Source organism: Arthrobacter sp. Alg241-R88 (assembly GCF_900537115.1).
Lineage (GTDB): Bacteria > Actinomycetota > Actinomycetes > Actinomycetales > Micrococcaceae > Arthrobacter.
Genome location: NZ_UNRG01000001.1, coordinates 1035497 through 1046163, shown reverse-complemented (window position 1 = coordinate 1046163; position 10667 = coordinate 1035497). Strand labels below are relative to the sequence as shown.

Sequence of the window (10667 nt, the reverse complement as noted above, 5' to 3'; positions counted from 1 at the left end):
TCCAAGGACCTCTCCGCGGCCCTGGACCGGATGCGTGAGGGCGTGGACACCGYCGCCGCGTACATYAAGGACAAGGGCTACAACCTGCGGATCGCCCTGGAGCCCAAGCCCAACGAACCCCGCGGCGATATTTTCCTGCCCACCGTCGGGCACGGCCTGGCGTTCATCGCCCAGCTCGAACACGGCGACATCGTGGGCCTGAACCCCGAAACCGGGCACGAGCAGATGGCCGGGCTGAACTTCACCCACGGGATCGCCCAGGCCCTGTGGGCCGGCAAGCTGTTCCACATCGACCTCAACGGCCAGCGCGGCATCAAGTACGACCAGGACCTCGTCTTCGGCCACGGCGACCTCACCAGCGCGTTCTTCACCGTGGACCTGCTCGAAAACGGCATCCCCAACCGCGGCAGCCGCTACGAGGGCCCGCGGCACTTCGACCACAAGCCTTCCCGCACCGACGGCTACGACGGCGTCTGGGAATCGGCCAAAGCCAACATGGCCATGTACCTGCTCCTGAAAGAACGCGCCACCGCGTTCCGCGCCGACCCCCAGGTCCAGGAAGCCCTCGCCGCCTCCGGCGTCTTCGAACTCGGCGAAACCACCCTCACCGCCGGCGAAACCGCCACCGACCTGCTCAACGACACCACCGCGTTCGAAGACTTCGACGCCGACAAAGCAGCCGAACGCTCCTTCGCCTTCGTCCGCCTCAACCAGCTCGCCATCGAACACCTCCTCAACGCACGCTGACCATGGCACTCGTAGCAGGTATCGACAGCTCCACGCAGTCCTGCAAAGTGGTGATCCGTGATGCGGACACCGGAGCACTTGTCCGCGAAGGCAGGGCCAGCCACCCGGAGGGCACCGAAGTCCACCCGGACCACTGGTGGGCAGCCCTGCAGGAGGCGATCACGAAGGCCGGCGGACTGGACGACGTCGCAGCGGTTTCGGTCGGGGGCCAGCAGCACGGCATGGTGTGCCTGGACAGCGACGGCCGGGTGATCCGGCCTGCGCTCCTGTGGAACGACACGCGCAGTGCCGGTGCGGCGCTGGAGCTGATCCGCACCGCGGGTGACGGCGACCCTGCCGCTGGCGCCAGCTACTGGGCGGGTGCCACGGGTACTGTCCCGGTAGCGTCGCTGACGCTCACGAAGCTGCACTGGCTGGCCGAAAATGAGCCGGAGAACGCGGCGAAGGTTGCGGCGGTCTGCCTGCCGCACGACTGGCTGACCTGGCGGCTGCTGGGCTACGGCGAAGGCAGCGGACCGGGAAGCCTTGAGGCCTTGACCACGGACCGGTCCGACGCCTCCGGTACGGGCTATTATTCGACGGCGTCGGGCCGGTACCTTCCGGACGTCCTGGATTCGTCACTGGGGCACGTCCCGCTGCTGCCCGAAGTGCTGGGCCCGCTGGACGTCGCAGGCAAGACTCCCGCCGGCGCCCTCGTGGCCGCCGGCGCCGGGGACAACGCGGCAGCGGCGCTGGGTGTTGGTGCCGGCGTCGGCGATGTAGTGATGTCGCTGGGCACGTCCGGAACGGTCTTTGCCGTGTCCGGTACAGCCGCCGCCGACCCGTCCGGGCTGGTGGCAGGGTTTGCGGACGCGGCCGGGAATTACCTGCCGCTGGTGTGCACGCTCAACGCCACCCGGGTTTTTGATGCCACCGCAGCCCTGCTGGACGTCAGCCTGCCGGAGTTCACCGAGCTGGCGCTCTCCGCCGAAAGCGGTGCCGGGGGCTTGACCCTCGTGCCCTATTTCGACGGTGAGCGGACGCCAAACCTGCCCGACGCCACAGGATCCCTGCATGGGATTACCCGGCGCAACTACACCCCCGCCAATCTGGCACGCGCCGCCGTCGAAGGCGTGGTGTGTTCGCTGGCGGACGGGCTGGCGGCCCTCCAGCAGCAGGGAGTCGAGGCCGGGCGGATCATCCTGGTGGGCGGCGGGGCACAGTCCGCTGCCGTGCAGGAGGCGGCAGCGCAGCTGCTGGGAGTCGAGGTCACCGTGCCGCGTCCCGGGGAATACGTAGCCGACGGCGCCGCGCGCCAGGCCGCCGCGGCACTCACGGGGCAGTTTCCGCAGTGGGCGCTCGACGCCGTCGACGTCCCCGCAGGGCAGGACGACGGCGGGGTGCTGGCCCGCTACCGCAGGTGCGCCTCGCTGTACGCCTAGGTATTCTCACCAACAAAAGGACCCGGACCGCCGATGGCGGGCCGGGTCTTTTGAGGTGGGGCGCAGGCTCCTGCCGTGACGTAGCAGGAGCCCGCGGTCTGGATCAGGACATCCAGAGTGGGTCAGGCGTACGGGAGAACGAGCTCCGCGTAGCGCTCCTTCACTGTGGCCAGGACGGTGTTGCCGTCCGTGTCCCAGATGTCCTGATTGAAGATTTCCACTTCGATGTCACCGGTGTAGCCGGCATCCCGCACCCAAGTGCCGATGGTGGCAAAGTCCACTACGCCGTCGCCCATGTAACCACGGGACAGCAGCGGATCGGCGGCGATGGGCACGTTGAAATCGCACACCTGGTAGGAGGCAATGCGGTTCTCCCGGCCGGCACGTTCGATCTGGGCCTTGAGCTCGGGATCCCACCAGACATGGAAGGTATCAACCGCAACGCCCACCGTTGAGGCATCGAACGGCGCTGCAAGGTCCAGGGCCTGCCCCAGCGTGGAGATCAGGGCACGGTCCGCCGCATACATCGGGTGCAGCGGCTCGAGGACCAGGCGGACGCCGTTTTCCTCCGCAAAAGGAGCGAGGTCGGCGAGGCGGTCGGCTACGCGCCGGCGCGCCGCCACTACGTCCTTCTCCCCCGGCGCCAGTCCGCCGACAACAAGGAACAGTTCCTTGGTGCCCAGGGCCACAGCTTCCAGGATGGCGGCGCGGTTGTCGGCCAGCGCGGTGGCCTGCCCCTCGGGGTCGGCAGCGGTGAGGAATCCGCCACGGCACAGGGAGGAGACGCGCAGGCCGGCGTCCTTGATCAGGCGCGCCGCCTTGTCCAGGCCGGCTTCCTCAACCCGGTCCCGCCAGGGCCCGATGGACGGGATCCCGGCGTTGACGCAGCCCTCGACAACCTGGGCGAGGGTCCACTTCTTGGTGGTGGCGCTGTTGATGGCGAGGCGGGAGAAGTCGCTCATACCCCTACCCCGTTGATCCGCAGGTAGTCAGACATCCGGAAGGCGGCGAGTGCCGGATCCCGGAGCAGTCCGGCCTGGTCTGCCAGTTCAAACGTCTTGGCGAGGTGGCACACGGAGCGGCCGGAGTGCAGGCCGCCCACCATCTGGAAGCCCTGCTGTTTGCCGTTGAGCCACGACATAAACGCGATGCCGGTCTTGTAGTAGAACGTGGGGGCGCTGAAGATGTGCTTGCCCAGTTCCCGGGTGGAGTCCAGGATCTCCCGGGCCTTCACGGCGTTGCCGGCTTCGTAGTTCTGCAGGGCCACCGAAGCCGCCGGGTAGATGGCGGCGAAGATGCCCAACAGTGCGTCTGAGTGGTGGCTGCCGTCGCCGTCGATCAGCTCGGGGTAGTTGAAGTCGTCGCCGGTGTAGAGGCGGACGCCTTCGGGAAGCGCAGCGCGGAGGGCCACCTCGTGGCTGGCGTCGAGCAGGGAGACCTTGACCCCGTCCACCTTTGCCGCGTTGTCCTTGATGAGCCCGAGGAACGTGTCGGTGGCTGTCGCGACGTCGTCCGAACCCCAGTAGCCGGCGAGGGCGGGATCGAACATGGTGCCGAGCCAGTGCAGGATGACCGGCTGGTCCACTTCCTGCAGCAGGGTGGAGTACACCTTCAGGTAGTCCTCGGGACCGCTGGCCACCTTAGCGAGGGCCCGCGAGGCCATGATGATGACCTTGGGACCGGCCTCGGTGATGACGGCGATCTGCTCGCGGTACGCCTCGAGGACGGCCTTGAGTCCCGCTTCGCCGACCGGCAGGGAGTCGATGTCGAGCTGGTCCGTACCGGCGCCGCAGGAGACGAGGTCCCGGACCGACTTGCCGGCCGTGGCCGCGTTGCCGGACGAGACCACCGAGGCGGCCTCGACTCCGGTGCGCTTGATGAGCTGCTGCGTGGCGGCCCAGTCCAGGCCCATGCCGCGCTGGGCGGTATCCATGGCATCGGCAACGCCCAGGCCGTAGGACCACAGCTCGTGCCGGTATGCCATGGTGGCTTCCCAGTCGAGCCGGGCCGGGGCGCCGGGGGTGTTGTCTGCCAGTACCTCGGGGATGACGTGTGCTGCGGCGTAGGCACGGCGGGCTGTCAGCGGGGCAGCGGGACGGGCCCAGGACGTAGCGCCCTGCAGCCGGTATTCCCTGGTGCCGCCGTCGTGGGAGGGAAGGATGAGTGAGGTCATTAGAGCGTGATCTCCGGGATGTCGAGGGTGCGGCGTTCGTCGTTGGACTGCAGGCCGAGCTCTGCAAGCTGGACACCGCGGGCGGCGGACAGCAGGCCGAAGCGGTGTTCGCGGCCGGCAACGACGTCGCGGAGGAACTCTTCCCACTGCAGCTTGAAGCCGTTGTCCAGCTCAGCGTTGGCAGGCACTTCCTGCCACTGGTCGCGGAAGGATTCCGTGACGGGCAGGTCCGGGTTCCAGACCGGCTTCGGAGTGTGCGCACGCTGCTGGGCAACGCACTTGTTCAGGCCTGCCACGGCGGAACCATGGGTGCCGTCGATCTGGAATTCCACGAGCTCGTCCCGGTAGACGCGGACCGCCCAGGAGGAGTTGATCTGGCCGATGACCGGGTCGCCGGCCGGGGTCTCGAGTTCGAAGATGCCGTAGGATGCGTCGTCGGCGGTGGCCTTGTACTCCTTGCCGGCTTCGTCCCAGCGGGCGGGGATGTGGGTGGCGGTCTTGGCGTTGACGCTCTTGACCTTGCCGATGATGCCTTCGAGGACGTAGTTCCAGTGGCAGAACATGTCCGTGGTCATTCCGCCGCCGTCTTCCTTGCGGTAGTTCCAGGACGGGCGCTGCGCAGCCTGGACGTCGCCTTCGAAGACCCAGTAGCCGAATTCGCCGCGGATGGAAAGGATGCGGCCGAAGAAGCCTTCGTCCACCAGGCGGCGGAGCTTGACCAGGCCGGGCAGGTACAGCTTGTCGTGGACAACGCCCGCGGTCACGCCGGCTTCCTTGCCGATGCGGGCCAGTTCGATGGCTTCTTCGAGGGTCTCGGCCGTGGGCTTTTCCGTGAAGATGTGCTTGCCGGCGAGCATGGCCTTCTTCAGGGTGGCAGCACGAAGGCTGGTCATGGAGGCGTCAAAAACAATGTCGACGGTGGGATCGTTGATGACGGCGTCGAGGTCGGTGCTCCATTCGGAGACCTTGTGCTTTTCCGCGAGTTCGCGGATCTTGGCTTCGTTGCGGCCCACCAGGATGGGCTCAACCTGGATGCGGGTACCGTCCTCCAGGGTAAAGCCGCCGGCATCCCGGATGGGGAGGATGGAGCGCAGCAGGTGCTGGCGATAGCCCATCCGGCCGGTGATGCCGTTCATGGCGATGCGGATCGTCTTAGTTTCGAAGCCCATGTGTCCTCCACGGTGAGTGAGCAGTAGTACTCAAGCTGTTTGGGAAAGCGCATTCCCACTACATCCATGATGCACCGGGGCACACGTATTGGCAAGCGCTTTCCGGAAAAGGGTTGAAACTGCCATAATGTGAGCACGCTTACTGTCCCTTTAAAGCCTCCAGGAGTTGCTGTGGCTGCAAGTACCCTTACCGAGGTGGCGCGACTCGCCGGCGTGTCGCCGGCCACCGCCTCGCGTGTCCTCAACGGTTCCGCGCGCAAGCCCGGCCCGGACATCGCGGACCGGGTCCGGCAGGCCGCTGACTCCCTTGGCTACATTCCCAATGCGCAGGCACAGGGCCTGGCGAAGTCCAGCTCCGGCTTGATAGGCCTGATTGTCCACGACATCGCCGACCCCTACTTCGCCGCCATTGCCCGGGGCGTGCAGGAAGCAGCACGTGAGCAGCGCAAAATGGTCCTGCTGGCCACCACCGGCGGAGCTCCGGCAGAAGAGAAGGAAGCGGTAGCAGCGTTCGCAGCCCGCCGCGCCGACTCCATCGTGATCGCAGGCTCCCGCTCGTCCCGGCCGGAAAACCTGGAGGACAATGCGGAACTGGCTGCTGAACTGGACAGGTATTGCCGCAACGGCGGCCGGGTAGCGGTTGTGGGCCACCCGGTCGTTGGTGCGACGGCGGAGGAGGGCTACCACGTGGTGGCCGTGCCGAACCAGGAACTGGCCGCAGCGCTGGCGGGCAAACTTGCCTCCGGCTGGGACGGCGACTTTGTGATCATCGGCGGCCCGGAGGGGCTCTTCACCTCAGACGACCGGGTGCGCGGTTTCCAGGAGGGCCTCGCCGCGGCCGGGCGTCAACCTGCGGACATTCTGCGGACCGCCTTCAACCGGGCGGGCGGCTATGAAGCCGGCCTCAAGCTTGCCGGGCTGATCAAGGAACGCCAGGCGGAATCCGGAGATGCGGCCGGCGGCACGAGGTTGTGCATCTTCGCCGTCAATGACGTGATGGCCATCGGCGCCACGGCTGCACTCCGTTCACAGGGGCTCCGCATTCCGCGCGACGCCATCATCGCCGGCTTCGACGACATCGAGACACTCCGCGATTTCCGCCCTGCACTCTCCACGGTCCGCCTCCCGCTCGAAGAGATCGGGCGCCTTGCCACCCGTGCCACAGCTCCGGGAGCTCTTGCTGCCGGCGGAGGGCCGGAAGGGGAATCCAGGGACGCAGGAACCGGCGGTACAGAAAAGGGAGGCGCCGCCGTCGTGCAGCCGCATCCGATCACCGGCGAAGTGACGCTCCGCCGCAGCACCGAGACGGCGGCGTGACCGTGGCGCCCCGCCTGACAGCCGTCCCGTCCCGCAGCGGCGCGGCCGGTGACCGGCCCGCAGTCCTGGTCCTCCCGGGGGGCGGCTACGCCCGCCAGGCCGACCATGAAGCGGAGCCTGTTGCCGACTGGCTCGCCGGCCTGGGCATTCACGCTTTTGTCCTGCGGTACCGGGTTGCCCCTGACCGGCACCCGGCGCCGCTTGAGGATGCAAAGCAGGCAATGCTTCACATCCGCGGCGGAGCGCACGGCCTCGCTGTTGACCGGGAACGCGTGGGGGTACTCGGGTTTTCCGCCGGTGGACACCTCGCGGCGACGCTTTCCACAGCGGTGGCCACCGGCAGCGCTGACCTCGACGTTCCCGGGGCTGTCCCCGACCTCACCGTCCTGTGCTACCCGGTGGTGTCCTACACCCGGGAAGTGCACCAGGGTTCGGTGGACAACCTCCTTGGCGGGGCGCCGCCGTCGAACGTCCTGGCGGAGCTGTCAGCAGAACAGCAGGTAACTAGCGAAACGCCGCCCGCGTTCCTTTGGCACACGGCCGACGACGCCGCCGTACCGGTAAGCCACAGCCTCGGCTACGCAGGCGCGCTGCTGAGCGCCGGCGTGCCCGCTGAGCTGCACGTCTTTCCGCACGGACGCCATGGGTTGGGCCTCGCCGACGGCGAACCCGGGCCTGATCAATGGAGCTCGCTGTGTGCGGGCTGGCTGGGCCGGGCGGGCTGGACCGACCCCTCCTGATCCCCACATGGTCAACCGGGAAGTGCTCGAGGCCATCCGCGTCCGGCTCCAGCAAGCGGCGGATCCGGTGCGTGCTGCCGGTGCGCAGGCGTACATGAAATCTCCCATGCCGTTCCTGGGTGTACGGGTACCGGATGTGCGCCGGCTGACCGCGGCTGCTGTTGCCCGGTTTCCCTTCGAGTCAGCGGGCGGGCAGCGGGCCACCGTGCTGGAACTGTGGCGCAATGCGGAGTTCCGGGAGGAGCGGTATGCGGCCATCGACCTGACCCTCGGCAAGCTGGTGGCCAAGGACCTGACGATGCTTCCGGTCTACGAGGAGATCATCCGCCAGGGTGGCTGGTGGGACTTCGCCGACGGTGTGGCTGGCCGGATCTGCTTGCTTCTGCAGGCACACCGCACCGAGGTGTCGGCGGTGATTCTGGAGTGGAGCACCGACCCGGACCTCTGGATCAGGCGTGCATCGATCACCGCGCAATTGAAGGCCAAAGGGGACACCGATCCCCATCTCCTGCGCCGTGTTATCGAGGCGAACCTTTCCGATCCCGAGTTCTTCATCAGGAAAGCGATCGGCTGGGCCCTGCGGGAGTACGCCAAGACCGCGCCGGGCTGGGTGTCGGATTTCGTGGCTGAACACGGGGACAGGATGAGCCCGCTGTCACGCCGGGAAGCGTTGAAGCACCTGCCTAAATGACGGGGCGTTCAACCACAGGTTCGGGACTCTTCCGGAAGAGGCTTCGGGTGCGCGGATCCCAGAAGATCAGGTAGAGGCCGAACAGCAGGCCGGTCACGGCAGCGGCTACACGGGCCAAGGCCAGCGCCAGCCCAAGGTCCGCGGTCTGAAGGTAAGGGAAAACCTCCAGCTGGTCCGAAATGGCGTAAATCATAAAGAACGAGACCACAAAGTAGAGGGCCTTGACCTGCCAGTCGTTGCGGATGCCGGTCACGGCAAACAACGGAATCAGCCACACCACGTACCAGGACTGGATCATCGGTGCCAGCAGGACAATCGCCGCAAACGCAAGGGTCAGCCGGCGGATCAGGCGGTCGTGCTCACCCCTGAAGATCAGCCAGGCAACGATGCCCACCGCCAGCAGCTTCCCGGCGTCGAACACCCAGTCTGCTAGGAGCCATCCATCCATGCCGAATGAGTTGCCCAGTGAGGCGACCACCATGCCGATCAGCCCAACCGGCGCGTACCAGATGTAGATGCTGCCCGGAGCGGAAAGCCCGTTGATCCAGCCAAAGCCGAACCCGTTCACCAGGCTCATCAGCACCAGGATCCCCAGGCTCAATCCCGCGGTCAGCCCCCAGAAGGCAAACTTCCGGAGCCAGCCTGCGTTTTTCCCTGCCCACAGCAGACCGATGAAGGGCAGGAAAACGATGGTGATGGGTTTGACGGCGATCGAGAGTGTCACCAGGACGATGCCCCTGACCACGCGGCGGGTTGCCGAGTAGTAAAGGCCTGCCAGTGCCAGTCCGATCATGAGGGCGTCATTGTGGACACTGGCGATGAAGTTGGTGAGGAAGAGCGGGTTGGCGGCCGTGAGCCAGAGGGCCCGGTGGGGATTAACTCCATGGAGCTCGGCAAGCTTCGGCACATAGACCACGCAGAGGACGACGCCGGCCACGGCCACCAGCCGGAACAGCATCACGCTGGTTTCCGGCTGGACGTTTGTCACCCACACAATGAACTGCTCGATCCACAGGAACAACTGCCCGTAGGGAACCGGCGCCTCGGTCCACATCTTGTCCGCGCCCAGCTGGAAGTAGTTGGAGAGCGCCGAGATGCCGTTCTCGTACGGGTTGAAGCCCTCCACCATCAGGCGGCCCTGGCCGATATAGGCGTACACGTCGCGGCTGAACAGCGGCACGCTGAACATCATGGGCAGCCCCCAGGCAACCACTGCCATCAATGTCGACTTCCGGGCTTCTTCTCCCCAGACATGGACGCGCTGGCCCAACCGGAGCCAGGCGCGCACCAGAAGCATCCCGCCTACCGCCAGCAGAACGATGGACAGGGCCACGCCGCCCGCTTCTGCCCGCATCCAGATGAACAGGGGCATCCGGCGGAGTTCCGAGACGGGAGCCAGCCAGCCCACTCCCAGGGATCCGATCAGCATAAACATCGAGCCCACGAATCCGGCCAGAAGCGGTGAGCTGGGATTATCGACGTCGGCCACAGTTGCGGCAGTGTCAACGGCCGCAAGCTCCCCCGCTGCAGGCAAAGGCGCCGTCATCTCAGGATCGTCCAATCTCTTGCGTTTGCGCTCTTGGCTTGGCGCGGTTCTGCCCGGCGGGCTGCACGGCCGGCCGAGGCGGGTTACAACGACAGCAAGTGGTCCCGCCGCGTACCCGAAATCCTAGCACCGGCAGGCAGCCGGGAGGTGTAACGGTAGGCTGGTCCGGTGCCTATATCTAACGAACGAATCGTCTGGATCGACTGCGAAATGACCGGTCTGGACATCAAGAACGACGCCTTGATCGAGGTGGCAGCCCTGGTCACGGACTCCGAACTGAACATCCTCGGTGACGGGGTGGACGTAGTGATTAAACCTGATGATGCGGCCCTTGCCCAGATGAACGACTTCGTCCGGGACATGCACACCAAGTCCGGGCTGCTCAAGGAACTCCCCCACGGCACCACCATGGCTGCGGCGGAGGCGGCCGTTATGGAGTACATCGAAAAGTGGGTGCCTGACCCGCGCAAGGCGCCCCTGGGGGGCAACTCGGTAGGCACTGACCGCGTCTTCCTCTCCCGGGACATGCCCTCCGTGGTGGAGCACCTGCATTACCGCGTCATCGACGTCAGCACCATCAAGGAGCTCTCCCGCCGCTGGTTCGCCAGGGCCTACTTCCAGTCGCCGGCAAAGAAGGGCGGCCACCGCGCACTGGGGGACATCAAGGATTCGATCGATGAACTCCGCTACTACCGGGAAGCCGTGTTTGTGCCGCCGCCCGGACCCGACAGCGCTACGGCGCAGCAGATCGCGAAGCGCATCACGGCCGCCGGCGATTCCCAGCAGCCGGAAGCGTAATCTGCACCACGTTTGCGGGAAATTTCGCTGAAATCGGCAAAAGTGGACAAAGCACCCTTGAAGAG

Annotated in this window: 10 protein-coding genes; 6 read left to right on the top strand and 4 right to left on the bottom strand. The window is 66.4% G+C overall.

Features of this window, described 5'->3' with window-relative positions; genetic code table 11:
- Together G6R19_RS04820 and xylB are read left to right on the top strand one after the other, a co-directional pair.
- Positions 1 to 747 (top strand): TIM barrel protein (locus tag G6R19_RS04820; protein ID WP_163162769.1); only part of this gene is annotated, 747 nt, incomplete at its 5' end.
- A gap of 2 nt (positions 748 to 749) precedes the next feature.
- On the top strand, positions 750 to 2168 hold the full coding sequence (gene xylB, locus G6R19_RS04815) for a xylulokinase (protein WP_163162767.1): 1419 nt from the start codon (positions 750 to 752) through the stop codon (positions 2166 to 2168).
- A 122-nt stretch (positions 2169 to 2290) separates the two neighbouring features.
- Here the strand turns inward: xylB and G6R19_RS04810 are convergent, their stop codons facing one another.
- From G6R19_RS04810 to G6R19_RS04800, 3 genes are read right to left on the bottom strand one after another with little or no spacing between them, the layout of a single operon-like run.
- Positions 2291 to 3130 (bottom strand): sugar phosphate isomerase/epimerase family protein, encoded by an 840-nt coding sequence (locus tag G6R19_RS04810; protein ID WP_163162765.1) that lies wholly within the window; start codon positions 3128 to 3130, stop codon positions 2291 to 2293.
- On the bottom strand, positions 3127 to 4341 hold the full coding sequence (locus G6R19_RS04805) for a dihydrodipicolinate synthase family protein (RefSeq protein WP_163162764.1): 1215 nt from the start codon (positions 4339 to 4341) through the stop codon (positions 3127 to 3129). The genes G6R19_RS04810 and G6R19_RS04805 overlap by 4 nt, the downstream gene beginning before the upstream one ends.
- A complete protein-coding gene (locus G6R19_RS04800) occupies positions 4341 to 5510 on the bottom strand; it encodes a Gfo/Idh/MocA family oxidoreductase (RefSeq protein WP_163162762.1) in 1170 nt (389 codons plus the stop codon). Before G6R19_RS04800 ends, G6R19_RS04805 begins: the two co-directional genes overlap by 1 nt.
- 171 nt (positions 5511 to 5681) lie before the next feature.
- Between G6R19_RS04800 and G6R19_RS04795 the strand changes: the two genes are divergently transcribed.
- The 3 genes from G6R19_RS04795 to G6R19_RS04785 are packed head-to-tail and all read left to right on the top strand — an operon-like array spanning position 5682 to position 8258.
- Positions 5682 to 6827: a LacI family DNA-binding transcriptional regulator gene (locus G6R19_RS04795; protein WP_163162760.1), complete on the top strand. Its 1146-nt coding sequence runs from the start codon at positions 5682 to 5684 to the stop codon at positions 6825 to 6827.
- A 2-nt stretch (positions 6828 to 6829) separates the two neighbouring features.
- Positions 6830 to 7567, top strand: a complete 738-nt coding sequence (locus G6R19_RS04790; RefSeq protein ID WP_163162943.1) for an alpha/beta hydrolase — start codon at positions 6830 to 6832, stop codon at positions 7565 to 7567.
- A 7-nt stretch (positions 7568 to 7574) separates the two neighbouring features.
- On the top strand, positions 7575 to 8258 hold the full coding sequence (locus G6R19_RS04785; protein WP_163162758.1) for a DNA alkylation repair protein: 684 nt from the start codon (positions 7575 to 7577) through the stop codon (positions 8256 to 8258).
- Here the strand turns inward: G6R19_RS04785 and mptB are convergent.
- Positions 8251 to 9804, bottom strand: a complete 1554-nt coding sequence (mptB, locus tag G6R19_RS04780; RefSeq protein WP_163162756.1) for a polyprenol phosphomannose-dependent alpha 1,6 mannosyltransferase MptB — start codon at positions 9802 to 9804, stop codon at positions 8251 to 8253. The two genes, G6R19_RS04785 and mptB, sit on opposite strands and share 8 nt — an antisense overlap.
- A gap of 168 nt (positions 9805 to 9972) precedes the next feature.
- On the opposite strand from mptB, the gene orn reads away from it, so the two are divergent.
- Entirely contained in the window at positions 9973 to 10602 is a 630-nt protein-coding gene (gene orn, locus G6R19_RS04775; RefSeq protein ID WP_163162754.1) for an oligoribonuclease, read from the top strand.
- Positions 10603 to 10667: the final 65 nt, after the last annotated feature.

Excerpts from the sequence above, each read along its gene's own strand:
- G6R19_RS04810 (WP_163162765.1), bottom strand. The coding sequence starts at position 3,130 with ATGAGCGACTTCTCCCGCCTCGCCATCAACAGCGCCACCACCAAGAAG.
- G6R19_RS04805 (WP_163162764.1), bottom strand. The coding sequence starts at position 4,341 with ATGACCTCACTCATCCTTCCCTCCCACGACGGCGGCACCAGGGAATAC.
- G6R19_RS04785 (WP_163162758.1), top strand. The coding sequence starts at position 7,575 with ATGGTCAACCGGGAAGTGCTCGAGGCCATCCGCGTCCGGCTCCAGCAA.
- G6R19_RS04800 (WP_163162762.1), bottom strand. The coding sequence starts at position 5,510 with ATGGGCTTCGAAACTAAGACGATCCGCATCGCCATGAACGGCATCACC.
- xylB (WP_163162767.1), top strand. The coding sequence starts at position 750 with ATGGCACTCGTAGCAGGTATCGACAGCTCCACGCAGTCCTGCAAAGTG.
- mptB (WP_163162756.1), bottom strand. The coding sequence starts at position 9,804 with ATGACGGCGCCTTTGCCTGCAGCGGGGGAGCTTGCGGCCGTTGACACT.